The 25428-nt window shown below is 34.1% G+C and carries 25 protein-coding genes; 17 read left to right on the top strand and 8 right to left on the bottom strand.

From position 1 onward, the window contains the following. Positions 1–133 precede the first annotated feature (133 nt). Complete coding sequence (locus B5X55_RS17090; protein WP_234999779.1) at positions 134–550, bottom strand: HYC_CC_PP family protein; 417 nt, start codon at positions 548–550, stop codon at positions 134–136. 200 nt (positions 551–750) lie between these two features. Here B5X55_RS17090 and B5X55_RS17085 point away from each other — a divergent pair, with 200 nt between their 5' ends. From B5X55_RS17085 to rodA, 9 genes are all read left to right on the top strand, one after another. Next, positions 751–1038, top strand: coding sequence for a hypothetical protein (locus tag B5X55_RS17085; protein WP_079514149.1), 288 nt, complete (start codon positions 751–753; stop codon positions 1036–1038). Between the two features lie 321 nt (positions 1039–1359). Further along, on the top strand, positions 1360–2436 hold the full coding sequence (locus B5X55_RS17080) for a MopE-related protein (RefSeq protein ID WP_079514147.1): 1077 nt from the start codon (positions 1360–1362) through the stop codon (positions 2434–2436). 549 nt (positions 2437–2985) lie between these two features. Beyond that, positions 2986–3435, top strand: coding sequence for an XrtF-associated fRMsr-like GAF protein (locus B5X55_RS17075; protein ID WP_079514145.1), 450 nt, complete (start codon positions 2986–2988; stop codon positions 3433–3435). Between the two features lie 92 nt (positions 3436–3527). After that, the gene (gene purH, locus B5X55_RS17070; RefSeq protein WP_079514143.1) at positions 3528–5060 is read left to right on the top strand and encodes a bifunctional phosphoribosylaminoimidazolecarboxamide formyltransferase/IMP cyclohydrolase; all 1533 of its coding nucleotides are present in this window, start codon (positions 3528–3530) and stop codon (positions 5058–5060) included. Positions 5061–5116: 56 nt separating this feature from the next. Next, a complete protein-coding gene (locus B5X55_RS17065; protein WP_079514141.1) occupies positions 5117–6145 on the top strand; it encodes a rod shape-determining protein in 1029 nt (342 codons plus the stop codon). A gap of 52 nt (positions 6146–6197) precedes the next feature. After that, positions 6198–7022: a rod shape-determining protein MreC gene (gene mreC, locus B5X55_RS17060; RefSeq protein WP_079514139.1), complete on the top strand. Its 825-nt coding sequence runs from the start codon at positions 6198–6200 to the stop codon at positions 7020–7022. Beyond that, positions 7012–7521: a rod shape-determining protein MreD gene (mreD, locus tag B5X55_RS17055; RefSeq protein ID WP_079514137.1), complete on the top strand. Its 510-nt coding sequence runs from the start codon at positions 7012–7014 to the stop codon at positions 7519–7521. The genes mreC and mreD overlap by 11 nt, the downstream gene beginning before the upstream one ends. Continuing rightward, positions 7518–9392, top strand: a complete 1875-nt coding sequence (gene mrdA / locus B5X55_RS17050) for a penicillin-binding protein 2 (protein WP_079514135.1) — start codon at positions 7518–7520, stop codon at positions 9390–9392. The genes mreD and mrdA overlap by 4 nt, the downstream gene beginning before the upstream one ends. Continuing rightward, on the top strand, positions 9382–10665 hold the full coding sequence (rodA, locus tag B5X55_RS17045) for a rod shape-determining protein RodA (RefSeq protein ID WP_079514133.1): 1284 nt from the start codon (positions 9382–9384) through the stop codon (positions 10663–10665). The genes mrdA and rodA overlap by 11 nt, the downstream gene beginning before the upstream one ends. Here rodA and B5X55_RS17040 read toward each other — a convergent pair. After that, the gene (locus tag B5X55_RS17040; protein WP_079514131.1) at positions 10662–11474 is read right to left on the bottom strand and encodes a DNA/RNA non-specific endonuclease; all 813 of its coding nucleotides are present in this window, start codon (positions 11472–11474) and stop codon (positions 10662–10664) included. The genes rodA and B5X55_RS17040 overlap by 4 nt on opposite strands. Before the next feature lie 90 nt (positions 11475–11564). Here B5X55_RS17040 and msrB point away from each other — a divergent pair, with 90 nt between their 5' ends. From msrB to B5X55_RS17025, 3 genes are all read left to right on the top strand, one after another. After that, the gene (gene msrB / locus B5X55_RS17035) at positions 11565–12023 is read left to right on the top strand and encodes a peptide-methionine (R)-S-oxide reductase MsrB (RefSeq protein WP_079514129.1); all 459 of its coding nucleotides are present in this window, start codon (positions 11565–11567) and stop codon (positions 12021–12023) included. Then, positions 12016–12558: a peptide-methionine (S)-S-oxide reductase MsrA gene (msrA, locus tag B5X55_RS17030; protein ID WP_079514247.1), complete on the top strand. Its 543-nt coding sequence runs from the start codon at positions 12016–12018 to the stop codon at positions 12556–12558. The genes msrB and msrA overlap by 8 nt, the downstream gene beginning before the upstream one ends. A gap of 128 nt (positions 12559–12686) precedes the next feature. After that, complete coding sequence (locus B5X55_RS17025) at positions 12687–13085, top strand: DoxX family protein (RefSeq protein ID WP_079514127.1); 399 nt, start codon at positions 12687–12689, stop codon at positions 13083–13085. Between the two features lie 70 nt (positions 13086–13155). Here B5X55_RS17025 and B5X55_RS17020 read toward each other — a convergent pair whose 3' ends face one another. Beyond that, complete coding sequence (locus B5X55_RS17020) at positions 13156–15294, bottom strand: carboxy terminal-processing peptidase (protein WP_079514245.1); 2139 nt, start codon at positions 15292–15294, stop codon at positions 13156–13158. A 188-nt stretch (positions 15295–15482) separates the two neighbouring features. Between B5X55_RS17020 and surE the strand changes: the two genes are divergently transcribed. The 5 genes from surE to B5X55_RS16995 all read left to right on the top strand — a co-directional run bounded on the left by surE (position 15483) and on the right by B5X55_RS16995 (position 19284). Beyond that, positions 15483–16256 (top strand): 5'/3'-nucleotidase SurE, encoded by a 774-nt coding sequence (gene surE / locus B5X55_RS17015; RefSeq protein WP_079514125.1) that lies wholly within the window; start codon positions 15483–15485, stop codon positions 16254–16256. A 35-nt stretch (positions 16257–16291) separates the two neighbouring features. After that, positions 16292–16576, top strand: coding sequence for a hypothetical protein (locus B5X55_RS17010; protein ID WP_079514123.1), 285 nt, complete (start codon positions 16292–16294; stop codon positions 16574–16576). Beyond that, positions 16577–17698: a lipid-A-disaccharide synthase gene (lpxB, locus tag B5X55_RS17005; RefSeq protein ID WP_079514121.1), complete on the top strand. Its 1122-nt coding sequence runs from the start codon at positions 16577–16579 to the stop codon at positions 17696–17698. 67 nt (positions 17699–17765) lie between these two features. Beyond that, positions 17766–18332 (top strand): C40 family peptidase, encoded by a 567-nt coding sequence (locus B5X55_RS17000; protein ID WP_079514119.1) that lies wholly within the window; start codon positions 17766–17768, stop codon positions 18330–18332. 1 nt (position 18333) lies between these two features. Next, the gene (locus B5X55_RS16995; RefSeq protein WP_079514117.1) at positions 18334–19284 is read left to right on the top strand and encodes a ComEC/Rec2 family competence protein; all 951 of its coding nucleotides are present in this window, start codon (positions 18334–18336) and stop codon (positions 19282–19284) included. A gap of 440 nt (positions 19285–19724) precedes the next feature. Here B5X55_RS16995 and B5X55_RS16990 read toward each other — a convergent pair whose 3' ends face one another. From B5X55_RS16990 to B5X55_RS16970, 5 genes are all read right to left on the bottom strand, one after another. Beyond that, positions 19725–20588: a hypothetical protein gene (locus tag B5X55_RS16990; RefSeq protein WP_079514115.1), complete on the bottom strand. Its 864-nt coding sequence runs from the start codon at positions 20586–20588 to the stop codon at positions 19725–19727. Between the two features lie 278 nt (positions 20589–20866). Beyond that, the gene (locus tag B5X55_RS16985) at positions 20867–21115 is read right to left on the bottom strand and encodes a hypothetical protein (RefSeq protein WP_079514113.1); all 249 of its coding nucleotides are present in this window, start codon (positions 21113–21115) and stop codon (positions 20867–20869) included. A gap of 20 nt (positions 21116–21135) precedes the next feature. Next, positions 21136–21531, bottom strand: a complete 396-nt coding sequence (locus B5X55_RS16980; protein ID WP_079514111.1) for a hypothetical protein — start codon at positions 21529–21531, stop codon at positions 21136–21138. Positions 21532–22039: 508 nt separating this feature from the next. After that, entirely contained in the window at positions 22040–23221 is a 1182-nt protein-coding gene (locus B5X55_RS16975) for an MvaI/BcnI restriction endonuclease family protein (protein WP_079514109.1), read from the bottom strand. Next, the gene (locus tag B5X55_RS16970) at positions 23218–25425 is read right to left on the bottom strand and encodes a DNA cytosine methyltransferase (RefSeq protein ID WP_079514107.1); all 2208 of its coding nucleotides are present in this window, start codon (positions 25423–25425) and stop codon (positions 23218–23220) included. The genes B5X55_RS16975 and B5X55_RS16970 overlap by 4 nt, the downstream gene beginning before the upstream one ends. Between the last annotated feature and the right edge of the window lie 3 nt (positions 25426–25428).

The raw sequence follows: 25428 nt of genomic DNA, 5'->3' as shown, positions 1-25428 counted from the left end.
CATCTTGAAATATGGCAATTCTAGAAGCATTATAAGTTTGTGGAAATAGTTTCTTTGTACAAACATTAGTTGACGAATTAAATCAACACAAGGTTTAAAAGAATTTTGACTTTAAGGAGCCCATCTTCTTGGTTTAAATCAAGAAAACTTGATGAAGTATATTCAAATCTTTTGCCAATATAGGCGGTGGATAAGAATCCAAAACAATATTCTTATCTGTAGTCTCCAAAAACAAGCCCAAATAAGAGTAGGTAAAGGAAATTAAGAATACTTGTTGAGAGAAATCAAAATGAGAAATATCAAGATTTAGAGTGTCTTGACCTTGCATGGTAAACGCTTCATTATCGCAGCAGTGCTTATTATCTATGGATGTATCACCCAATAAAGCCAAACCAGCTTCCATACCACAATCATCTGCCTGGTTAAACAGAGCCATATCCATAACCCGGCCCATACACAAATGCTTTTCAACCGTCCACGAAATAGTAGACAACAACAATAGCAACGCCATTGAAACTGAAAATAATTTATGTAGCAAATCTTTCATCATGACAAATCTACGAACTAATTGATATGTATAATTAGATTGATTATTTCTTTAACGAAATATTAATCCATATCGTATTTTTAAAACTATCTCGTTTAAAAAAATAGATGATTTACAAACGACTTTTAACCATTATACTCAATTAAAAAATTATAACTAAAAAATTTAAATCAAGTTTAAAATATGCATTTCTAATATGTACTATGGCCTTCTTTGTTGGTAGCTGTAGTTCAACAAAAGGGTCAGTTTTTGACACACTCTTACCAGATAATACAAACGGTGACAACGAAAATCCTGAAGAACCAGTAGAAGTGACCCCATTAATATTTAATGAAGCTAACCCATCAGGCAACGAATCAACAGCTTCTGCTAATGGCGAAGTTGGCACTACAGTTTCTGGTAGAATTATATTCACATCAGACGCAACTACACAACGTAGAATGTATATTACACAAACGATTTTTCAGTTGTTTTTTAGTCAACAATATTAAAAAAAAAGTTTTTTTTAATCCTTTTTCGCGTCTCTATATTCTATAAATTTTACAATTGCTAATAGTCCTAAAACAGCACCTGTAATTATGCCAATTATAAGAATATTACCCCATATGAATTCAAATATTTTATACCGTATTGAAACTATTTAAAACTTTATTGTAAAATACATTTTAACGCTTTAAAATGCTTTTTGTCCATAACCTACACCCACCACCAAAAAAAAGAGTTTTTTTTGCTGCCTAAACTAAAAATTGCTATTTCTCTCCTTACCCATAAATTGGATTGATAAAAAATAACTTTATATAAAATTCAATCCAATGAAAAAAATTATTTTATTGTTTGCAGGAATATTAATACTTACATCCTGTTCAAATGAAGGCGTTGTTGCTGAACAAGAAGTTCTTGCTGACGAAGCTGTTAAAAACCAAGACTTATCAGCAAAGGGTGGTATTAAGGTAACTGTTTGCCACAAAGGAAATATTATAAATGTCGCCCAAGCCTCTTTAAAGGTACACATTAATCATGGTGATGCCGTAGATTTGGATGGTGATGGTTTTTATCATATTGATAACCCATGCTCTGCAACAGACTTTGACGATACTATAGCTTTTGACCAAAACACACTGGTAGATGCAGATGGCGATGGTTTTTATAACATTGATAATCCATTCTCTGAAACTGATTGCGATGATGCTATAGCTTTTGACCAAAGCACACTGGTAGATGCAGATGGCGATGGTTTTTATAACATTGATAACCCATGCTCTGAAACTGATTGCGATGATGCCAATCCAAACGTAAACCCAGGAGCAACAGAAATATGTGGTAACAGTTTTGATGATAACTGTGACGGTAATGTTGATGAAGACTGTGGACCTCAAATTGGTGACTTACTAGAAGGTGGCATCGTGATTTATATTGCTCCTGCTCCTACAGATTTAGATGGAGATGGTGTTCTTGACACAGGCTTGGTATGTGCCTTGGAAGACTTGCCAAGAGTTACATGGGGATGTAGATTTACAGATTTACCAGATGTACCAAATGTAACATCTAGCCCGCCTTCTGGTTTAGGTGCTGAAATAGGAGATGGTGTGAGTAATACCAACGCCATATTATTAGATTGTACTGACGCACCAGCAGCCTTATCGGCTCGTTCTTTAGGATCTGATTGGTTTTTACCCAGTGCAAAAGAGCTGAATGAAATATATGAAAACAAAGCGATTTTGGAAGCCCAGGGATTTGCATTTCAAAATTACTATTGGAGTTCTACGGAGAGCAAGGATATTGGAACTTTCGAAAACGATATGGCCTGGATGCAGGGTTTTTACGATGGTAAGATTTACTTGCAAAGTAAGGGCAGCGAAGTCAACGTGCTTGCTGTTAAAGCTTTTTAGTTAATTAACAATAAATCAATTTATAAAACTCCTCATTTATTTGGGGAGTTTTTGTTTTAGTAATTATCATTAAAATTTTGAAGAATACTTATCAAGACTATGACCGTATTTAAAACTCTTTACTTCTGTTATGGTGTTATGTTCAGAATTATAAAAAACCTCACTTAAAATACTATAAATACCTGAAAACTTTTTTTCTTAGCAGTTAAGCGCTCAAATAGTTTATTTGAAGGCATGATAGCTGTTCTTTCAATAAAATAACCAGAAAGTTGCTATTTCCCCCTCCTCTATTAACCTATATTAGGTTGATTTAAAGAAACAACTTTTTATAAAAAACAACTCAACGTATCTGTACAATGAGAAATGCCTTTAAGCGCTTTCGCCTTAGTTAGTGATAACTATATAAAATTCTCTGTGAAGATTTAGCCATAATATAAAAATCAAATTGTTTTATAAGAGGGATGTCTTAAAGACATCCCTCTTTGTTTTTTTTTAATATTTCGATTGCACGAACCAACACTAACAATACTTATTTTTGTAAAAAAAATTATGTTCAACTCATTACGCCCAAGAGTAAGTTCTATTATTGATTCTAATAAAACCGCAGATACTAAAATGCAGGAAATCTGTGAATTACTTAAAGCTGAAATTCCGCATTATGATTGGGTTGGGTTTTATTTTAAAAATGGCGACAAACGTGAATTGAAACTGGGTCCTTATGCCGGGACGCCTACTGACCATACTATAATTCCATTTGGAAAAGGAATATGCGGTCAAGTAGCAGAAAGCAATCAAAACTTTGTAGTACCCGATGTACAAGCACAGGATAATTACATTGCCTGCAGCATTACGGTAAAAGCAGAAATTGTAGTTCCCCTTTTTTTTAATGGTGAAAATATTGGTCAAATAGACATAGACTCCAACACTCCAGACCCATTTACTAAAGCAGATGAGACTTTTTTGGAATTCGTAAATTTTGAAGTAGCCAAAATTCTTTAAAACTTTAAGCTATTTGTTGATAACCTGAGGCGATTCTTAACTGCAAAAAATCTACTTTTGTTTGCTTATTAAAAACTTATAAGCATCCTATAATGAGCAGTGTAAAAAAAGCGTCTTCAGCCTTAATCTCAGTTTTCCATAAAGATGGCCTAGAACCGATAGTTAAGAAATTTCAAGAACTAGGTATTACAATTTATTCTACCGGAGGAACAGAAAAATTTATTAAAGATTTAGGAATCGATGTTGTTCCTGTTGAAGATGTAACCAGCTACCCCTCCATACTAGGTGGCAGAGTTAAGACCTTACACCCAAAAGTATTCGGCGGCATTTTAAATAGACAAGACAATGAAAGTGATGTTGCTCAACTAGCTGAATTTGAAATCCCCCAAATAGATATCGTAATAGTAGATTTGTACCCATTCGAAAAAACTGTTGCAAGTGGTGCTTCAGAACAAGATATCATTGAAAAAATTGATATAGGTGGAATTTCATTGATTCGCGCAGCAGCTAAAAATTTTAAAGATGTAACCTGTGTATCTTCAATGGAAGATTATGCTGACTTTCTTTCTGTTGTATCAGAAAATAATGGAAATATCAGTTTAGAAGACAGAAAACGTTTTGCAGCTAAATCTTTCAATGTATCCTCTCATTATGACACAGCAATATTCAATTACTTTAACCAAAACCACGACATAGCTGCCCTTAAAGTAAGCGAGACTAACGGAAAGGTTTTACGTTATGGTGAAAATCCACATCAAAAAGGATTCTTTTTTGGAGATTTTGATGCAATGTTCTCCAAATTACATGGAAAGGAATTGTCGTACAACAATCTATTAGATGTTGATGCAGCAGTAAACCTAATGTTAGAATTTAAAAACGACGCACCAACTTTCGCTATACTTAAACATAACAATGCTTGCGGTCTTTCACAAAGAGACACCTTGCACCAAGCATATGTAGATGCTTTAGCTGGCGACCCGGTTTCAGCATTTGGAGGTGTTCTAATTAGCAATAAAGAAATAGACAAAGCTACTGCAGAAGAAATTCATAAACTTTTCTGTGAAGTAGTCATCGCGCCAAGCTACAATACTGAGGCTTTAGAGATTCTAAAAGGCAAGAAAAATAGGATTATTCTAATACAGAATGATGTTGAAATGCCAGAAATGTTGGTAAGAACTTGTTTAAATGGCATGCTTCTTCAAGAAAAGGACCATAAAACTGACACTATTGCCGACCTTATTAATGCAACAATTACTAAGCCTACCGAAAAAGAAATAGAAGATTTAATATTTGCATCAAAACTATGCAAGCACACAAAATCGAATACAATTGTTCTTGCCAAGAACAAACAACTTTGTGCGAGCGGAACTGGTCAGACAAGTAGAGTTGATGCATTAAACCAAGCAATTCACAAGGCGCAATCATTTAATTTCGACTTGAAAGGTGCAGTCATGGCTAGCGATGCTTTCTTCCCTTTTCCAGATTGTGTAGAAATTGCAGACAAAGCTGGTATCACTAGTGTTATTCAGCCAGGTGGCTCAATTAAAGACCAATTAAGTATTGATTACTGTAATGAGCATAAAATTTCAATGGTGATGACTGGTACTCGTCATTTCAAGCATTAAATTCATTACTTTTGTCGATAAAATACACCCTTTTATCTAAAATATAAACAGCGCATATGGGATTTTTTGATTTCTTGACCGAGGAAATAGCTATAGATTTAGGTACAGCGAACACCCTTATAATTCATAATGATAAGGTAGTTGTTGATAGCCCATCCATCGTTGCTAGAGATAGAATTAGCGGAAAAATTATTGCAGTCGGCAAAGAGGCCAACATGATGCAAGGTAAGACCCATGAAAATATAAAAACGATTAGACCATTAAAAGATGGTGTAATCGCAGATTTTGATGCTTCTGAAAAAATGTTGATGATGTTTATTAAAAACATTCCGGCATTAAAAAAGAAATGGTTTCCACCTGCGTTAAGATTGGTCATCTGTATTCCTTCTGGCATTACCGAAGTTGAAATGCGCGCTGTAAAAGAATCAGCGGAGCGTGTGAACGGCAAAGAGGTGTATCTTATTCACGAGCCTATGGCCGCTGCAATCGGTATTGGTTTAGATATTATGCAACCTAAAGGAAACATGATTGTTGATATAGGTGGTGGTACTACCGAAATTGCAGTTATAGCTTTAGGTGGTATCGTATGTGATAAGTCAGTAAAAATTGCGGGTGATGTTTTTACAAATGATATTATTTATTACATGCGTACACAACACAATCTATATGTTGGCGAAACTACCGCTGAAGCTATAAAAATTGAAATAGGTTCTGCTACAGAAGATTTACAGTCACCACCAGACGATAAATCGGTACAAGGGCGTGACTTGTTAACTGGTAAGCCTAAGCAAGTTCAAATCTCTTACAGGGAAATTGCAAAAGCCTTAGACAAATCTATTTTACGTGTTGAAGACGCTGTAATGGAAACATTATCACAGACACCTCCAGAATTAGCTGCAGATATTTATAACACTGGTATTTATTTAGCCGGTGGAGGCTCTATGTTACGCGGACTGGATAGAAGATTATCACAAAAAACAGACTTGCCTGTATATATTGCAGAAGACCCATTGCGCGCAGTAGTACGTGGTACAGGTATAGCACTAAAAAATCTAGAACGTTATAAGAGCATATTAATCAAATAATAAGCCGATTGGTAATTGTCTTATTTATTTGAGGTTAAAAATCAAGAGGTGAATGCAACAGATTATAAATTTTCTAATAAGGTATAAAACCTTTCTGCTATATCTATTTCTGTTATTAATCTCCCTTGTTTTTACGTTTCAGTCACATTCTTATCATCAATCTAAATTTTTAAATTCATCCAATTTTATAACTGGAAGCATTTATTCATTTTCTGATAATATTACCTCATACTTTAATCTAAGGGAAGAAAATAATAGCCTAGTAGAAGAAAATAAAAGGCTTAGAGACAAACTGTTTAACAACGTTCAGCTTTCAGGTATAACTATTGACACTGCTTCTGTTGACTACGAAGTAATTAGAGGCAGAGTAATCAACAACAGCTATGCAGACCAACGCAATTATGTAACCATAAACAAAGGTCAGAATGATAGCATTGCTCAAGATATGGGCGTGATTACCGATAAAGGAATCTTGGGAATTGTTGAAAACACATCCGCTAATTTTTCTACCGTACAAAGTATCTTAAGCAAAAAATCTAATATCAATGCGAAAATCAAGAATTCAAATCATTTTGGCTCATTGGTTTGGGGTAATACGCAAGACTACAATATAGTTCAACTTATAGATATACCTCGACTTGTACCTTTAACCATTGGCGACACCATTGTAACCGGAGCAATGAGTAGTATTTTTCCGGAGAATATTCCTATCGGAACCATTAAAAGATTTGACTTAGACAATTCTAAAAGTTTCTATTTTATTGATGTAGAATTATTTAATGACATGACCAATATTGGTAATGTATACATCATTAAGAATTTGAACCGTAAAGAAGTTTTACAATTAGAAGCAGAAACAGAAGCCAATGATCAATAGTACTTTCTTTTTCAACGTACTCCGGTTTATACTATTGGTTCTAGTACAGGTACTCGTATTCAACAATTTGAATTTCTTCGGCTATATAAATCCGCTGGTTTATATTCTATTTTTGTATTGGTACCCAATCAAGCAAAATAGAACTACCTTTATCGTACTTTGCTTTCTCTTAGGACTATTTGTAGATATATTTTCTGATACACTTGCCATAAACGCGGCAGCTACAGTTACCATAGCCTATTTACGACCAACCATTATGCGTTTTGTATTTGGTGTCAACTATGAATTCCAAAGTTTTAAGTTAAACAATAGTACTAAGGCACAACAATTTACATTTTTAGCGTTATTGATTATAATACATCACTTGGCATACTTCACGTTAGAAATTTTCAGCTTTTCAAATAGCTTGTTGATTTTACAAAAAACGTTTACAGTCGGTATCTCAACATTGATATTATGCATATTATTCAGCACGTTATTCAGCAGTAAAAAAGAATGAGAAAAATTCTTTTATCATCTATTATCATTGTTATCGCAATTACTTTTTTGGGAAGGCTATCCTATTTACAAATTTTCAGCTTTTCTACAGATCACGTTTTAGAGGATCCTGCTATAAAAGCAGTCTATGATTATCCTGAACGTGGTTATATTTATGACAGAAACGGCAAGCTACTAGTAGGTAATGATCCTGCATACGATGTAATGGTTATCCCTAGGGAAGTGAAGCCATTGGATACTCTTGAATTTTGTGATCTATTAGGGATTGATAAAGAAAAATTTATAGATAAACTCAGAAAAGCAAGGGTTTACTCACCAAGACTACCTTCTGTTTTAGTACCTCAACTCTCCAAGCAAGATTATGCCAAGCTACAGGAGAAGATGCGTAAATACAAAGGCTTTTACATTCAAAAACGATCTTTACGTTATTATGACACCCCTAGTGCAGCCAATGTTCTTGGGTATATTAGTGAGGTAAATGAAGGTGATTTAGCTGTGAACAAGTACTATGTTCAAGGCGAACTAAAAGGTAGAACCGGAGTAGAGCGCTATTACGAAGATTTATTAAGAGGAAGAAAAGGCGTACAATACATTCAAAAGGATAGATTCAATAGAGATATTGGCCCATACAAAGAAGGTGCAATCGATACTTTACCTGAGCAAGGCAAGCAAATAAGCATCACCATTGACAAAACCTTACAAGAATATGGCGAGCTTTTAATGAATGGAAAAAGAGGTGGCATAGTTGCCTTAGAGCCTTCTACAGGTGAAATTCTCTCTATGATTTCAGGGCCCACATACGATCCTGCTCTTTTAGTTGGTAGAGAACGTTCAAAAAATTACACAAAATTATATAATGATACAATTGCGAACCCTACTTGGGATCGCTCAATACATGCCCAACAACCCCCAGGATCACCTTTCAAAACCCTAAATGCACTTATAGCATTACAAGAAGGAGTAATGGATGAATCAAGCACTATTCAATGTTTTCATGGATTTTATGTTGGTAAGACAAAAAGAGGTTGTCACTGTGGTGGTGGCATGCGAGATATGAATAAAGGTATTTACATGTCATGTAATGCATATTTTGCAGGTACTTTTCGTAAAATATTTGAACATTTTGATACTACGGATGAAGCCATGGATGTTTGGGAAAAGCACATGCGCAGCTTTGGTCTTGGTGATTATTTGGGTTATGATTTACCTTTTGGTCAAAAAGGTAGAATTCCTAATAAGGAATATTATGACAAATGGTACGGAGATAACAGGTGGAGTTCTTCCTATATAATTTCTAATTCTATTGGCCAGGGTGAAATATTGGCGACACCTGTTCAATTAGCGAACATGACTGCCGCAATAGCAAATAGAGGCCATTATTTCACCCCTCATATCTTGAAGAAAATAGAAGGTAAGGATATTACAGAACCAAAATTTACAGAAGCTAAACATACCACTATCGACCCAAAGTACTTTGAACCTGTTGTTCAAGGTATGGCAGATGTTTATAGAAAAAAAGGAGGTACAGCGTATTGGCTTCAAATACCGGATATCGAAATTGCAGGAAAAACAGGTACTGCTGAAAATTTCACCAAAATAGATGGTGTTCGAACGCAACTAACAGACCACTCTGTTTTCGTTGCCTTTGCACCGGTAGATAACCCAAAGATAGCTATTGCCGTATATATTGAAAATGGTTATTTCGGCTCTAGATATGCTGGTCATATTGCAACTCTAATGATTGAAAAATATTTGAAAGGTGAAATTACCAGAAAGGATTTAGAAAAAAGAATGCTCGAAAAAACATTGGAAGCAGAATATGCTAAACCCTACAGTGGGGAGGAGTTTAAAATAAACGAGCGTGTCTGGTAGAAATATTCTTAAACGAATTGATTGGCTAAGTGTTTTTATTTATTTCGCACTTGTTTTTATTGGATGGATTAATATATACTCCAGTACATTTACAGACGAGCACAGCACTATTTTTGATTTTGGAACCCTATATGGCAAACAACTGTTTTTCATTGGAGTTAGTCTGGTTGCAATAGTTATTATACTTGCACTTGAAGTTAATTTTTACGAACGATTTTCTAGTGTATTGTACTTACTTTCTATGGCCTCCCTTTTGGGACTATTTGTATTTGGTAAAACAATAGCTGGTGCAACTTCTTGGTACGACCTGGGGTTTTTCAACTTACAACCTTCAGAATTAGCTAAAGTTGCCACGGCATTGGCACTTGCCAAATATCTAAGTGATATACAGACAGATATTAAACGAAGAAAAGACCAGTTTTATGCTTTACTGATTTTACTAATACCTGCTTTATTAATAATTCCACAACCAGATCCTGGTAGTGCACTCGTATTTTTTGCGCTAATTTTTGTCATATTCAGAGAAGGTCTTCCACTATTCTATTTGGCAATCGTTGTAAGTCTTATTCTCATATTTGTCATCACTTTAATGTTCGGCACCATTTGGCTTAGTATTGGCTTAGTATTACTAATTATTCTTTTGTTTGGGTTTAAACGAAAATCACTTAAAATTCCTGTTATACCCTTAACTTTAATAAGTGTAGCAGTCATTCTCTTTTCTTTATCTGTGAATTTTGTTTTTAATAATGTTTTTGAACAACGCCACAGGGATCGTTTTGGTTTATGGTTACGACTTGAAAAAGATCCGAACAAATTAGAGCAGATTAGAAAAAGTATAGGCTACAACACCTATCAATCTGAAAAAGCAATTGAATCTGGCGGATTTTTTGGTAAAGGTTTTTTAGAAGGAACAAGAACTAAAGGTGATTTCGTACCTGAACAGCATACCGATTATATTTTTAGTACGGTAGGAGAAGAATGGGGGTTTTTAGGAACTGCCACCGTTATCATTCTATTTTCAGTACTCTTTTTACGATTAATTTCTCTTGCAGAAAGACAGAAAAATGCTTTTGCCCGAATGTACGGCTATGGCGTTATTTCCATTCTTTTAATCCACTACTTTATAAATATTGGAATGGTGATAGGCATATTACCTACAATTGGCATACCATTACCCTTTTTTAGTTATGGTGGGTCAGGTTTGTTATTCTTTACGATTCTACTCTTTATTTTCTTAAGGTTAGACACCAATCGTTTAAAGGAAAGTTTTTAAAACTTAAACCCCGAAGCATTCTTTTGCTTTTCAAATTCATCTTGTTCTTTTACCGGTAAAGTCTCAAAAAAGTCAATTCCTGTTTCTTTTTCTATATCATCAATCGAAACGATGAAATTACGAAGCGGTGAAAATTGTGGTTTATTAGGTATTAAAAAAGAGATGGTTATTATTTGATTTCCTTTTTTACGGGCTATAATTTTATAAAAAGCGTCAGGCACATCAACATCTTCCTGCCCTATTTCCTCTAAGCCCTCTTCTAACACTCCACCGGTATATACATACAATATACCATGCTTCTTTGCCCAACGCCGTGTTTGCTGCTCTAAATCGTTCCATATACCAGCATTAAACTCTCTATCCTGCGGACTTATATTACTTGTGTAAAAAGTTTCATTATAAGCCTGTGAAGAGAACCTACGATCACCAGCCGGCACCAAATGCCCACGGTCATACCCCGAACCTTTATAATTTCGCCAATCAGCAGATTTAGATTTAACATAAGGGTCTTCTATAAAATAAGGCCTTTTTCTATCATCATACGTTAGGTTTTTCTTATCTAGTACATAAGCGACCCATTCTGCCTGTTCGAAAGGTTCATTGTAGGATAATGAAAAATAAGAATGGTCAACAACTTCTCCTGTAGTTGATGATGGTAAAAGTTCTTTTGGAAAATTATTCGAGTCTGCACCTACGTTATTATTCGAATAGGTTGCAGGCGTATAAAAATTTTCAAATAGCCAAAAGCCTATTACACAAACAAGAATTAAAATACTATAAATAGCCCTATTTCTTTTACGATATGCCATAAACCAAAATTACCGTAATTTTGTATGATACACGGAAAATTATCGACTAATAAGCCTAGTATATAAAGTTTAAAAGAAAGGAAAATTATGATGCTAACTTGGAAAGATGTAATTCATTTTTCGGTGAATGGTAACCCTGAGCCAGACAAAAGAATAGAAAAAACAGAACAGGAATGGAAAGAAATTTTAACTCCTGAACAATTTAGAATTACTCGTAAAAAAGGAACGGAAGCACCACATTCTGGGGCGCTTTGTACTTCTCATGAAGCGGGAAAATACGAATGTATTTGCTGTGGAACGTCTTTATTCGATTCTACTATTAAGTTTGAATCTGGAACGGGTTGGCCTAGTTTCACTCAACCTATTAAAGAAAACGCTATTAAATACCACAAAGATGGTACTTTTGGGATGGTTCGTGTTGAGGTTATGTGCAATGCATGCGATGCTCATTTAGGACATGTTTTTCCCGACGGACCTGAACCTAGTGGTTTACGATATTGTATAAATTCTGAATCGATGCAATTAGAAAAGGAGGATGCAAATGGCTAATACTAAATTTGAAGTTGCAACAATAGGTGGTGGATGTTTTTGGTGTACCGAAGCCGTCTTTCAAGAAGTGAGAGGTATTCAAAAAGTTATATCTGGTTATACAGGTGGAAATGCACCTGGTAGACCAACATATAGAGAAATTTGTTCTGGACTCACTGGTCACGCCGAAGTGGTACAGGTTACTTTTGACCCGAGTGTTATATCTTATGAAGATATCCTTATAATCTTCATGACAACACACGACCCTACTTCATTAAACCGCCAAGGTGCCGATGCAGGTACACAGTATCGTTCTGTGATATATTATCATGATGACAATCAAGAAAGAAAAGCTAAGGCGGTATTAGTGGAAATGTCAGCGCTCTATCAAAAGCCTATTGTAACCGAACTAAGCCCAATAGGTATTTTTTACGATGCCGAAGAGGATCATCAAGATTACTACAAGAATAATTCTCAACAGGGTTACTGCCAGGTAGTAATCAACCCGAAATTGGCAAAACTTAGAAAGCTACACGCCAATAAGCTTTTAAATTAAGTTTTACTTTTTTGTTTAAAGCACTAAAAAATCGATTCGACTACAGCTACTTTCCATTCACCTATGGCATTCAATAAATTTCATAGGTGAATGTATTTTTGTGAGGTAATAATTTAAAAACCTTACTTATGATTTCACAAAAAACAATATACTATATCGTGTTAGGCCTTTTCACAACAGCCGTATTAGGATCAATATTGAATTCATTCCTAAACTACGAAGAAGTTTCATTGACCTTTGTAAAACTGGGATATCCTATTTACTTAATTCACTTATTAGGCTTATTTCAAACAATTGGTTTATTATTAATATGGTTCAATAAATCCCATTGGTCCCTTGAATGGGCATTTGCTGGTTTTTTTATGAACTATACTTTAGGTGCAATTTCGCATTTAGTTATAAAAGATGGTAATGGTGCATCTGCCGTTATTTGTATTATACTTTTATTCATTACCTATGTTCAAAGTAAAAAAATAAGAGACTCAAATAATCGATTAGCCGAATTTGGGAAACCAAAATACATATAAGAAAAGATAAAGCATAAAAAAACCGCTATACTATGTACAGCGGTTTTTTTATGTTATAATATCAATGTAATTAATTCTTTACACTAGCTAGTTTACCTTGCTTAATATTATTGATTTTCAAATCTTCTAATACATTTACAGCTTCTTCAACGTAAACATCTTTTGCTAAATTTTTATGCCATCTGTTTCTCTTTTCGCGTAATACAGAATCTTTCGTAAACAATTGCTCTTCATAACCTAAAGATTTAAAGGTAAGTTTAGAATCGTAATCTGTTAACCTTTTAAAGTATTCAGATTGTTCTTTATCCTTTTCTTTTTCCTCCTTATAGGTTTCAAAATTAAGGGAAATTTCAGTTTCATCTTGCTCAGCCTTTAACCACTTAGCATTTTCTTCAATCAGCTTAATTTGCTGACTGGTTTGCATTCTTTTCTCACTATTCGCAATTGTCTTCTCGTAGTTAATGTAACCATCCCATGGCTTGTAATCAGCTGGTGAAATCTTATCCCAACCTAAAGGATTAGATTGATCTCTTTCTCCCAAATCAATATAACTATACCTGTCTGGAACTACAATATCACTTTTAACACCTTCTAATTGCGTTGAACCTCCATTAATTCTATAAAACTTTTGGGTAGTAATTTTAATCGCACCTAAATCTCCATGCTCGTTACTACGTAACATATTATTTAATGGTATAACATTTTGAACAGTTCCTTTACCAAAAGTTTGCTTGCTCCCTATTACGATGGCCCTCTTGTAATCTTGCATTGCAGCCGCTAAAATTTCAGAAGCCGATGCAGATAGTTCGTTTACCAAAATTACCAATGGACCATCCCATTGAATTCTTTCATCCTTATCATCATATACATCTTTTCCTTTATCCTTAGATTGAACCTGAACAATTGGCCCATCTTTTATGAAAAGTCCTGCCATCTCAACTACGGTTTTCAATGATCCACCACCATTATCACGTAAATCTAAAATAAGGCCTTCAACACCTTCCTCTTTTAATCGCTCTACTTCTTTAGCAACATCTGTCGCTGCATTTCTCTCACTATAATCATTAAAATCAACATAGAATTTAGGAAGATTAATAATTCCGAATTTCTCTTGACCTCTTATAATAGTGGCAGATTTAGCATACGATTCCTCAAGCTCAACAACATCTCTGGTTAGTGAAACTACATCTAAAGAACCATCTACCTTTCTAACAGTTAAATCTACAATAGTACCTTGAGCACCTTTTATTAATTTGATAGCATCGTCTAAACGCATACCTACAATATTAATAGGCTCTTGACCATTTTGACCAACTTTAATAATTTCATCACCAACTTCTAATCGTTGATCTCTCCAAACAGGACCACCAGAAATAATCTCTACAATTTTTGCTCCTTCAGATTTCTTCTGAAGCCTAGCTCCAATTCCTTCAAATTTACCTGACATACTAGTATCAAATTTTTCCTTTTCTTCTGGTGCAAAGTAGAATGTATGAGGGTCAAATTCGTCTACAATAGTATTAATATATTGCACGAACCAATCTTTACGCTCCAAATCATTAACAAAATCAAAAAACTCATCTAAAGTAGTTTCAGTAGATTTTCTAGATTCTGATTCTGCTTCTTTTGGGGTATGTGCAGCATGATCATGCTCATCGGTAACTTCTACATCCTTATTGTCCATATGAACAATTTTAGAATCATAAGTGCCTAAAGTTGCATACTTCAATTGCTTTCTCCATCGTTCTTTCAACTCATCTCTATTGTCAGCAAAAGGTTCTTCATCATATTTGATACTGATACTTTCGTTTTCAGAATAATCAAAAGGCGTTGCTAATACTTCCTTATATATTTCCTTCGCATCACCCATACGTTGCATCAATCTTTCGTACACAACATTAAAGAATGTGATATCCGTATTTTTAATTTCATCATCAATTTGATATTTATACTTTTCAAATTCAGCAATATCAGATGCCACGAAATATCTTTTTGTCGGGTCAATCACATCAATAAAATCTTCGAATACATTAACCGAAAATTCATCATTGAGTACTTTTGGCTCGTAATGTCCTTTTTCTAAAACGTAAGTTATCAAATCCAATAACAATTTGTCTTTGTCATCGTTTTCAAAAGTCTTATTTGTAAAACTGCACGAAGCAACAGCAACGAGCATTAAAAGCAGTACATAAGCTAAATTTCTCTTCATAAAACTATCTTTTACCTTCTTCTTCAATATCTCTCAATTTAGGGATTCTTGTAGCGATAAAGCTACATAAACAACTAAGATAAAGAAAAAACCATGCCAATAATGGAGCTAGGAATTAATTTTTTGTTAAACGACGCTTCGGCCATATCACTTATAAAAACGTATTTTTACTGTAGAAAGTATATGCTATGGGAAAACCATTGATCTTAGTTACAAATGACGACGGAATTACAGCCCCAGGGCTACGTATGTTGGTTTCAATAATGAAAACAATTGGAGAAGTTGTAGTTGTTGCTCCCGACAGTCCGCAATCTGGTATGGGCCATGCCATAACTTTAGACAGTACGCTATACTCAAAAAAACTAACTATCGATTTAGACAGTGAAGGTATTGACGAATATAGCTGTAGCGGTACACCAGCAGACTGCGTTAAATTAGCATTGCAAGAACTACTGCCCAAAAAACCAGATATCTGCGTAAGCGGCATAAATCACGGTTCTAATTCTTCCATAAATGTCATTTATTCAGGTACCATGAGTGCGGCGATAGAGGCTGGTATTGAGGGTATACCTGCCATAGGTTTTTCACTTTGTGATTATACTTGGGAAGCAGATTTTTCACAAGCAAAAGACTTCATTTTTACTATTGTCACAGAAGCTTTAAAAAATGGCATTCCTAAAGGCACTGTTTTAAATGTCAACATTCCTAAACTTAAGAAAAATAAGCTAAAAGGTATTAAAATCTGCAGGCAGGCAAAGGCAAATTGGAAAGAGAAATTCGATAAGCGAACCAACCCAATGGGTAAAGTTTATTACTGGTTAACAGGTGAATTTGAATTGTTGGATAAAGGTGAAGACACCGATGAATGGGCATTAGCAAATGGCTACATATCTGTTGTCCCCACTCATTTCGATTTAACTGCACATCATGTTATTTCAGAACTGAATACCTGGAATCTATAATGCATAACTATAATTTTTAAGTTCAAAATTTATACATGAACACGAAAAAAGAAATTCTAATAGGACTCGTAGTAGGCATTATAGCCAACACCATAGGCACGTTGCTCTATATTCTCCTATTTTCAGATTTAAGTATCTCTGAAACGTATAAAGCGGCAGTTGCACAGGAACATGTTGGTAGTCTTTTAGCTTTAGGAGCCGTTTTAAACCTAATCGCTTTCTTCGGATTTTTACGGATAAAAAGAGACGATAGGGCAAAAGGAGTATTATTGGCAACCATAATAACCGCTTTTATAATTCTTTACTACAAAGTTTTTTAAATGAAGTATTATATCATTGCTGGGGAAGCGTCAGGTGACTTACATGGGTCCAATTTAATAAAAGCATTAAAAGACCAAGATAAGAATGCTGATATAAGATGTTGGGGTGGCGACCTAATGCAACAAACTGGTGGAAGTCTGGTTAAGCACTACAAAGAATTAGCCTTTATGGGCTTTTTAGAAGTGATTTTAAACCTGAACGCTATATTTAAGAATATAAAATTCTGTAAGCAGGATATTGCAACCTTTCAACCTGACGCTATCATTTTCATAGATTATTCCGGGTTTAATTTAAGAATTGCAAAATGGGCCAAAGAGCATAATTTTCGTACAAATTATTATATCTCTCCTCAAATTTGGGCTTCTCGTGAGGGTAGAATCGAAAAAATAAAAGCAACGATAGACAACATGTATGTTATTCTTCCTTTCGAGAAAGAATTTTATGAAACGAAACATAATTTCCCAGTCAATTTCGTTGGTCACCCATTACTTGATGCACTATCGAACAGACCAGAATTAAATGAAGTTACATTTCGGTCGACCAATAATATAGATTCAAACAAACCAATTATTGCACTTTTACCAGGTAGCCGCAAGCAAGAAGTTCAAAAAATGCTATCGTTGATGCTTTCGTTAACCAATGATTTTTCAGAGTATGAATTTGTAATCGCCGGTGCACCCAGTCTAGACAAAGAATTTTATTCCACTTTTCTAAAGGATGCCAATGTTAAGTTCATTCAAAATAAAACTTATGATTTGCTTTCTATTTCGACAGCTGCATTAGTTACTAGTGGTACTGCCACTTTAGAAACAGCATTATATAAAGTGCCACAAGTTGTTTGCTATAAAGCCAATTGGATTTCTTATCAAATCGCGAAACGGATTATTACTTTAGAATATATTTCATTGGTAAACTTAATAATGAAGAAAGAAGTAGTAAAAGAATTGATTCAAGATGATTTTACGAAGCAGAATTTAAAAAAGGAATTAACTTCAATTCTTGATGGAGAAGCAAGGGCTAATCAACTAAATGCCTATGACGAACTTATCACAAAATTGGGTGGTTCTGGCGCCAGTGCTATTGCTGCATCATTAATCATAGAAAACACCAAAACTAATTAGCTTTTTTATAATATAAAATAATTCTATAATTTTGAAGTTCATGTATTAAAGGGTACACCTTGTATTTATGCGCATACTACCATATTTTATAATAGTTTGTTTTTTAGCGAGTTGTGGCTCGAGTAAAAAAACTAGTAGCTCTAGCAATGAACGAAAAATTTCTGTAGCTGCAGCAAATAATGCTAGAACAGGCAATTTTGCAGAACCAAAAACACCTACAGAACCTAGGGTAGTTACAAATCACAACTTAAATAAAGCCGACCAAATTATTAATACCGCACTTTCATTCTCTGGTGTTCGTTATAAATTTGGAGGAACTACTACAAAAGGCATGGACTGCTCTGGCTTACTATACGTTTCTTTTGGCGAACATGATGTTCAACTGCCAAGAACTTCTTTTCATATGGCCGAAGAAGGTCATCGCATAACTGTGAAAAATGTAGAAAAAGGAGATCTTCTATTTTTCAAAACAAGTAGAGGCTCTAAACGAATTAACCATGTTGGTATGGTCGTCGGAACAGATAATGATGAAATCACCTTTATTCATGCATCTACGTCGCGAGGCGTTACTGTTTCATCTTTGAGAGATGGATTCTGGAACCAAGCTTTTGTAAAGGCCACAAGAATTTTATAAAATGAAGCTTTTAGCGTTTATTCCTATAAAATTAACGCTACTACTTATCCTCGGAATTTTAATAGGTTACTTTTTCTCTTTCAATCCGGTTCATCTTCTTATAAGCACTATTACCCTTTTTATTTTACTTTCTGCTGTATTTATATTTGAAAAAAAAACCAAAACGGTGCTATTTGGGTTGGTTGCTGCGATAGGCTTCATTTCGTTAGGCATTTACTCTTACACGTCGGCACAACCCATAAATAGTATTAACCATTACACCAAGATAACCTCACAAGAAGATGGTGCTTGGACTTTGAAAATCAACGAAGCATTAAAACCCAATCAATATTTATATCGGTATTTTGCAACGGTAAAGAGTATTGGTGATAAAAAAGTTTCTGGAATTCTTTTAATTACGATACCTAAAGATTCTACTACTACCTCATTACAAGTTGATGATGAATTCTTGACCTTCCCTAATATTCAAGCTATCAACGAACCTTTAAATCCGCATCAATTTAACTATAAAAAATATTTAGAGAATTTAGGTGTTTATCATCAGCTAAAAATTAGTTCAAATCAATTTATAAAAGTCGAAAACCCAAAAGCAACATTTATCGGAATTGCTTCAAAAGCTAGAAATCACATCATTGATAAACTTAGAAAAGAGAATTTCGGCACTGATGAACTTGGCGTTATACAGGCTTTACTATTAGGTCAGCGCTCTGATATTTCAGAAGAAACTTATACCAATTACCAAAAAGCAGGCGCTGTACACATATTAGCCGTTTCAGGCCTCCATATCGGTATTCTATTACTCTTAATTCAATTCTTACTTAGTCCGCTGAAACATATTCCAAAGGGTAGAACAATCATTTTAATACTGTCTGTTCTGTTTCTTTGGGGCTTCGCTTTCCTTGCGGGTTTATCCGCCAGTGTAGTTAGACCAAATATGGTACAAAGTTCTTAATATAGTTCTTATCCTATAAATTATTCAATTCATCAAAGTCAAGACCAATAAAAAACCCCTATTTCGAGGAGAAAAGTGAAAAGAAGCTTCGTAGTTACGTAAAAGTTGTAATTAATTGGATGAGTTCGCGAACTCATTAAAAAATATTATACTTTATTAATTATATGAATTAAAGTGGAAAGGACGGACATAGTATACCACCCCCGCCGGATTAAAGTGAGCATAGTAATATTTATAGCAAACCCTTTTATAGCATAGTCTGAAACGATTTTTTAAATGGTTCAAAAAAATCCGTTTTCAGTGGTTCACTTTGACCGTTTTTTGCACTGTTAGGGATATATCTATTAGATTAGGTGTTTCTCCTAAAACGGTAGTAAAAATCAGAAAGTATCTATCCCTTTCTTATGAGCCTATTCACATTTAATGAGTTCACAAACTCATTAAATATTCTTAATAATATGTATAATCTGTTCCTTGCTAAGGTGATTGGAAAGTTCTAATACTTGTTTCTTAAATTGTTTAATAACCCTCTCTTTTATCTTGGCTTCTGAATCAAGGTTTTTGAGCCTGCGGTATACATTCCTAACCGTTTTATGACCTGAATCTATATTTTCCAGCTCGTCAGGTGAATTGTCCAGAATATATTTAAGTTGATAATACTTTGATTGGGAAATACCTGTTTCCTTAAATATATATTTCCTTAAACTAGAATCACCCAATATTTTCTTCCTGTCCTTATAACCTAATTTTTTAATCTTCTCCGCTTCGATTTCGTACAACCATATCTTATGTTTAGAAGTTGATTCCAGAGGTTCTCCCGAAGGTTCTCCATCATCATTGATGTCTACTCCATATTTAACCAAAAGCCTTTTCTTTTCCTCTTCCAGTTTCCCATGATTTTGGAAAATATCATAAAATCCTTTACAGTTCTTGGTACTCTCCTGTAATTCCATCGATAGGTATTCAAGGAACTCTTGATCGTAAACCTTTTTCTTATTTTTAATGGGATGCATAAACTTATATTTCCTTTTTGGAATATTTTCGATACATAAATCATAAAAAAAGTTGATATCGAAGAACTTGTTGTTCTTCTTAACGATATTTGGAACATCCTTTATCTTGGAGAGAGCTTCGGAAATATCGGATAAGGGAAGGAAAATTTCGAAATCATCTATAAGCTGGAGTTTTTGCCATACCAACCAGAGATTACTTTCCATTTGGTCTCGATCCTCTTGACCCATATTCTTTATGAAATCCTTGGATTGAAACTCAGTTATATTCTTAACGAACTCACTAATTTTCATAAATGGAAAGTAATAATTTTAATTTTAAGTTCAATCCACAGTTTAGATGACAGTTTGATGCCTTACACAATAAATGGTAAAAGGACATAAAAAAACCACAGAATATATCTGTGGCTCTTTTAATCGTTTGTTATTTATTACGAGGATACCATTCTTGGTGATATCACAGTAATTCAAATGATTGTTGGTATGTATATATATCAAAAAGAAATGTGTTCATAATTTCATACACTTCCATTGTTTAACTAATATCCCAAATTGTTTCCCATCCTTCAATCTTAATGGGTTTTTGCTTCAAAAGGTGCTTGTATCTTAATGCAGTTCAGAATACCGGCTTTAGTATAAAAGTTTTTATTCTTGAACCTTCTCGGTTTAATCCAGTCCCTTTTCTCGAAATTCTTCAATGTTGAATGTGAACAGTTGAATATCCTTTCTGTTTCTTCTCGGGTGAAAATCTGTTTTGAATTTAATAAGGATGTTTCGATACCCATTCCTTTCAATGTTTTTTCCATTAGTGATTCTTCCATTGTTGTTTCTTTTTGTAAGTTTAGTAAAAGGTTTCACTAGGATTGTACTTGTTCATGTAACCTATAAATCCCTCTACATCATACAGGTTATGTAAACTTATCTCACTCCATTTCCCATTGTTCGTTTTAACTTCATCAAACCCACTATTTTCTGAAATCCATGTACTACCACCTATGAACCGATTAAGTTGGTTGTAGAGGTTCTTTTCATCATTGTAGTGGATGACTAGGTGGGAGTGATACCTTCCTTTGTGGTCATCTTTTTCTATCACGTATTCGGTCTCGATTTTATCCTTTTTTTTAATTTTTCTGTGTAGAGTTAAAATCTGTTTTTTGATGTTCTTTTTAGATGTTGAATGGACATTGCCACTTTTCGTAACATTTATTTTTCTTATTCTTATTCCTATTGTTTTCATAGCTGTTTACTTTATTACTTTATACTTAGTCCCCATTACGTCCAAAGGCGTTGGGATTCATTAAAGAAATAATTGTTTTTACCTTATTTCAACCACTCTCGTAGTAATGGATGGGTGTGGATTTCCCCCTATCTTCTGTATATAAGTATAGAGTTCGTTTAAAAAATGTTATAAAACATTATAAAAAATCTGAAAAGGTTTGATGGGGTTTGACAATCAACCTTATTAGAGAGCTTTAAATAAAGGAGATAGAGCAAAAGCAAGATTTTTGTTCAGTCTTGTTTTTACCGTTAGCAGATTATATTGCATTTGTAATGGATGGTGTAGTGGTGGCTCGTACGAATTAAAAACGTGTAAGTATTATGCAGAGGCTTCTTCCACAATCTTTATTTCTTCTTCTGTCAATCCGTACAATTCATAAACCATTTGGTCAATTTCTCTATCGGTTTTGGTGAAGCGTGGATGGTGCGACTGGAAATGTGTATGGCTTTAAGCGTTGGCAATTCCGCTATGTCATTAAACTGTAACTTTCACTTGGCGGAAACAGTAATTCAATTCCTTTCGGTTTTATTTTAAACAATGGACCTTTTTCGACAACTTTACCTTTTGAATTTCGCTTTATTAAATGGTCAAGTGTTATTATTCCTTGTTCAACTAACAAGTCGAATTGAGAAGTAATTGGCTTTTTTGTGTGTTCTACCAACTTATATTGAAAATGTTCACGGTCATTTATTCTGGTGCTTTCGGCTTCTACCCAAAACGTTTCTTTATGTTTTGATTTTAGTCTGTTGTGTAGTTTGTCTAATGTCCAAACTACAAAATCTCCAATCTCTGGTTTGTCCGAGTTTTCAATTAATTGTTTGATGTCGTTGTCAATTCTTAGATTCAAACCTTGCGAGTTTCTCGTGATTGCCGAAACTGTGCAATACAATTTAAAATCCTCTTCGCGCTCGTAACCGAAATTGTCTAGAATTTGTGCCGAACTTTTGAGCATACTTAAATCCCAATCTGGAACTTGTGCAAATAGGTTTTTACGGTTCGTTCTACTGTTTCTGAACGATTTAAGCTCAATTCCTTTGTAATCTGGCTGTTTAGAAGAGTTAATATCAATTCCAAGCGCTGTTTCGAGTGTTCTACCGACAGAAGTGTCAGCGTTTACCATTGAAGGAATTGGACCAGCACTTGCAATTTTTCTTAGCATAGCCAAAAGCTCAAATGCAACTTCGTTTTCAGTCGTATTAATGGCATTAATTAAATCCTGAAATGGATTTTGGATTGCAGAATTAATCAATTCTCTGACATCTAGTTTTGTTAAGTTAAAAACTTGAAAACTATCGTTGTAATAAGTGATTGCGATAATATCATTTGGGTCTGTAACATTTGTTAAGCTATAAAACCAAATTCTTGGGTCTCCATTTTTAGTTGAAGGACGATATAATGATGCTTTAGATTTTATAGTTTTAAAACCGGTATGAATAATAGTTGGGATTATTATCTTACTTTCTGTTCCTTGATTCTGTAATTCGTAATCGTGAATATTTTCACTTTTTAAATAACTTCGGACAGAACCAGTCGCATCCATTATGGATTTTTTAAGTCCTGTTTCAGTAGGTTCAATTAAAGTAAGGGAAACTTGATTTTTGGTCAGTAATTTTATCTTTTCTTGTTCTGCGTCTGTAAGTTTTCTCACTTGATATGTTTTAAAATCTCACTTGCAACCGCTCTAGCCAATAAAGGCGGAACAGCATTTCCAACTAAAGTGTATTGTGGTACTTCTGTTTTTCTATTATTTCCACCTGTTGAACGTTTTCCTTGAAATACAAAAGAGTCATCAAATGATTGTAAGCGTGCCATTTCTCTAACTGTTAAAGACCTTGGCGAGTTGTAATGAATGTAATCATCTGCGATAGTCATTATTGTAGAACTTTGTTCGTCTGGTTTTAAAACATTGTAATTTCTCTTGTTTGTAGATAGATTTAATTTTTCAAGTTCTGGTTGCGCTTTTCTATAATTACCATTTTTTAAAATCACACCAAGTCTTTCAATAACGGTTTCATTTTGATTACTTGTTTTGTGATTGTTGAGTATGTCAAAATATTTCTCTCCGTTCTCCAAACCTTCCGTATTCCTTACGTAAAATGGTTTTGTTTGAGGTTTAAATCGTTCGATTAATCTTCCTTTTTTTGACCATTCTGCAAATGATTTTCCGCCTTTTGAAATTGGCTTTCCATCAATTTTTCTTTTTTTGAGAAGTTTAGCCATTTTCTTTGCAGTTCCGTTGTATTGAGCAAAAATATCAACTTCTTCATATCGATGAGCTTCTTGGTTATTACCAATAAAGTCTAAATCGTACAAGGCTTCAAAAATTGTAACTTTTTCTTCTTCGGTAACTGTTGCAGGTATTTCAGAAATATATTTTTGGTCTTTGCGACAACCAATAAAAAGTACTCTTTCTCTATTTTGTGGAACGCCATAATTTGATGCGTTAGCAACAAATGGTTGCTCTATTTTATAAAGTCTAATACTTTCAAGGATAGTCTCTAATTCTTTTTTTTGTGATGTATTACAATGAGATTTTAAAATCTCAATGGATTCATCAAAAGACGTTGTGTAGATTTTTAGAGCAGTTATTATATCCTCACAATCTTTTTTGTAATTACTTGGAATCTTTAAAGCTTTAAATGAGTTTTCAATTTTTAAAATGACATTTTCAGAACTTATTTCTGTTAGAAACTCTGTAAAGGCATTTGCAAAGTCATCACTATCAATATTGCAAAAATCTTTCTCTTTGATAATGTCACGCTTTAATTTCTCCCATTCTTTTGTTCTTGCCAAAAGGCTGAAACCGTGACGAATTGTATTGATATTTTCGTCCGTCTTACTGGTTTTGTAGTCTGCTATTTTTGGTGTCAGTCTTTTAAATCTATTTTCTACAAAGCTGATGAAATCAGCTTTTCCAGTTTCCTTATCTTTTTCAAGTAGTTTTTCAAGTTCAACTCGTTTTACAATACTATCGAAAAGGAAAGAATTTGATTCTTTCTGTATTTTTTGGATAAAAGTTTTTAGTAAAGGAATTTCTTTAGTATCAACGATAGAGTTAATTTCCTTGATAATTAATTCTTTTATTTTACCACCTTCCTTAGTCAAAATTCCTTTTACATTCTCCATAACAAAGTATTTAGGTTGTAAAACCTTAATGACTTCCAAATAGTGAGAAAAAAGGTCATCTTTCTTATCGAATTTTTTTCGCTTTCCTGCAAGACTGAAACTTTGGCAAGGTGGACCACCACAAACAACGTCTATTTTTCTACCATTTATTTTTTTTAATAAATTGTCTAAAAAGTCTGGTTCAGTAATATCTTGTTTTAGAAACTCAGCATCCAAACCTAATTGATGGTTGTATCGAACGACGTGAGTTAATTCGCAATTTTCATTGATATCGTTGGCAACAACGAAATCAAAGAATTTATTGTTATATTCAGCTTGCAAAAATCCCTCGCTAAAACCACCTGCTCCTGCAAATAAATCTACAAAAGTGAATGGTTTTCCATAAAGTGCAACCTGCTCTTTTAAAATATTGACATTGCTATTTTCTTTATAGTTTTCGATGTGTTCGTTCAATACGCTTTTAACTTCTTTTTGTACAAAGGTTTTTTTGTTAGAATGGTGCAGAAGTTCGTCCGCTCGTTCTCTTAGAAAATCTAAATAATGATTAATTTCGTGGAATTCCACACTCAACCCAATCGCTTTCTGTTTGGATTTGTTGAAGTTTTTTGGTTCTATTTTCTGTCCTGTAGAAACCTTAACTTGACTTCCGTTACAGTTTATCCTTAGATGTATTGGTGCAAACCCTTTTTTGTCAGGTTTGTCTAAATAGAAATTAATTGTCGCCATAAT

Origin of the sequence: Maribacter arcticus (genome assembly GCF_900167935.1) — a bacterium.
In the GTDB taxonomy this organism is placed as follows: Bacteria; Bacteroidota; Bacteroidia; order Flavobacteriales; family Flavobacteriaceae; genus Maribacter; species Maribacter arcticus.
This window is presented reverse-complemented; position numbering and strand designations above follow the sequence as displayed.

Bases quoted from the DNA above. Each gene is read 5' to 3' on its own strand.
- purH (WP_079514143.1), top strand. From the start codon at position 3,528: ATGAGCAGTGTAAAAAAAGCGTCTTCAGCCTTAATCTCAGTTTTCCAT.
- mreD (WP_079514137.1), top strand. From the start codon at position 7,012: ATGATCAATAGTACTTTCTTTTTCAACGTACTCCGGTTTATACTATTG.
- B5X55_RS17020 (WP_079514245.1), bottom strand. From the start codon at position 15,294: ATGAAGAGAAATTTAGCTTATGTACTGCTTTTAATGCTCGTTGCTGTT.
- B5X55_RS17010 (WP_079514123.1), top strand. From the start codon at position 16,292: ATGAACACGAAAAAAGAAATTCTAATAGGACTCGTAGTAGGCATTATA.
- B5X55_RS16985 (WP_079514113.1), bottom strand. From the start codon at position 21,115: ATGGAAGAATCACTAATGGAAAAAACATTGAAAGGAATGGGTATCGAA.
- mreC (WP_079514139.1), top strand. From the start codon at position 6,198: ATGCAACAGATTATAAATTTTCTAATAAGGTATAAAACCTTTCTGCTA.
- B5X55_RS17065 (WP_079514141.1), top strand. From the start codon at position 5,117: ATGGGATTTTTTGATTTCTTGACCGAGGAAATAGCTATAGATTTAGGT.
- B5X55_RS17075 (WP_079514145.1), top strand. From the start codon at position 2,986: ATGTTCAACTCATTACGCCCAAGAGTAAGTTCTATTATTGATTCTAAT.
- B5X55_RS17090 (WP_234999779.1), bottom strand. From the start codon at position 550: ATGATGAAAGATTTGCTACATAAATTATTTTCAGTTTCAATGGCGTTG.
- mrdA (WP_079514135.1), top strand. From the start codon at position 7,518: ATGAGAAAAATTCTTTTATCATCTATTATCATTGTTATCGCAATTACT.
- msrB (WP_079514129.1), top strand. From the start codon at position 11,565: ATGCTAACTTGGAAAGATGTAATTCATTTTTCGGTGAATGGTAACCCT.
- B5X55_RS16980 (WP_079514111.1), bottom strand. From the start codon at position 21,531: ATGAAAACAATAGGAATAAGAATAAGAAAAATAAATGTTACGAAAAGT.
- B5X55_RS17040 (WP_079514131.1), bottom strand. From the start codon at position 11,474: ATGGCATATCGTAAAAGAAATAGGGCTATTTATAGTATTTTAATTCTT.
- B5X55_RS16990 (WP_079514115.1), bottom strand. From the start codon at position 20,588: ATGAAAATTAGTGAGTTCGTTAAGAATATAACTGAGTTTCAATCCAAG.
- B5X55_RS17000 (WP_079514119.1), top strand. From the start codon at position 17,766: ATGCGCATACTACCATATTTTATAATAGTTTGTTTTTTAGCGAGTTGT.
- B5X55_RS17025 (WP_079514127.1), top strand. From the start codon at position 12,687: ATGATTTCACAAAAAACAATATACTATATCGTGTTAGGCCTTTTCACA.
- B5X55_RS17080 (WP_079514147.1), top strand. From the start codon at position 1,360: ATGAAAAAAATTATTTTATTGTTTGCAGGAATATTAATACTTACATCC.
- surE (WP_079514125.1), top strand. From the start codon at position 15,483: ATGGGAAAACCATTGATCTTAGTTACAAATGACGACGGAATTACAGCC.
- lpxB (WP_079514121.1), top strand. From the start codon at position 16,577: ATGAAGTATTATATCATTGCTGGGGAAGCGTCAGGTGACTTACATGGG.
- B5X55_RS16970 (WP_079514107.1), bottom strand. From the start codon at position 25,425: ATGGCGACAATTAATTTCTATTTAGACAAACCTGACAAAAAAGGGTTT.
- B5X55_RS17085 (WP_079514149.1), top strand. From the start codon at position 751: ATGGCCTTCTTTGTTGGTAGCTGTAGTTCAACAAAAGGGTCAGTTTTT.
- B5X55_RS16995 (WP_079514117.1), top strand. From the start codon at position 18,334: ATGAAGCTTTTAGCGTTTATTCCTATAAAATTAACGCTACTACTTATC.
- msrA (WP_079514247.1), top strand. From the start codon at position 12,016: ATGGCTAATACTAAATTTGAAGTTGCAACAATAGGTGGTGGATGTTTT.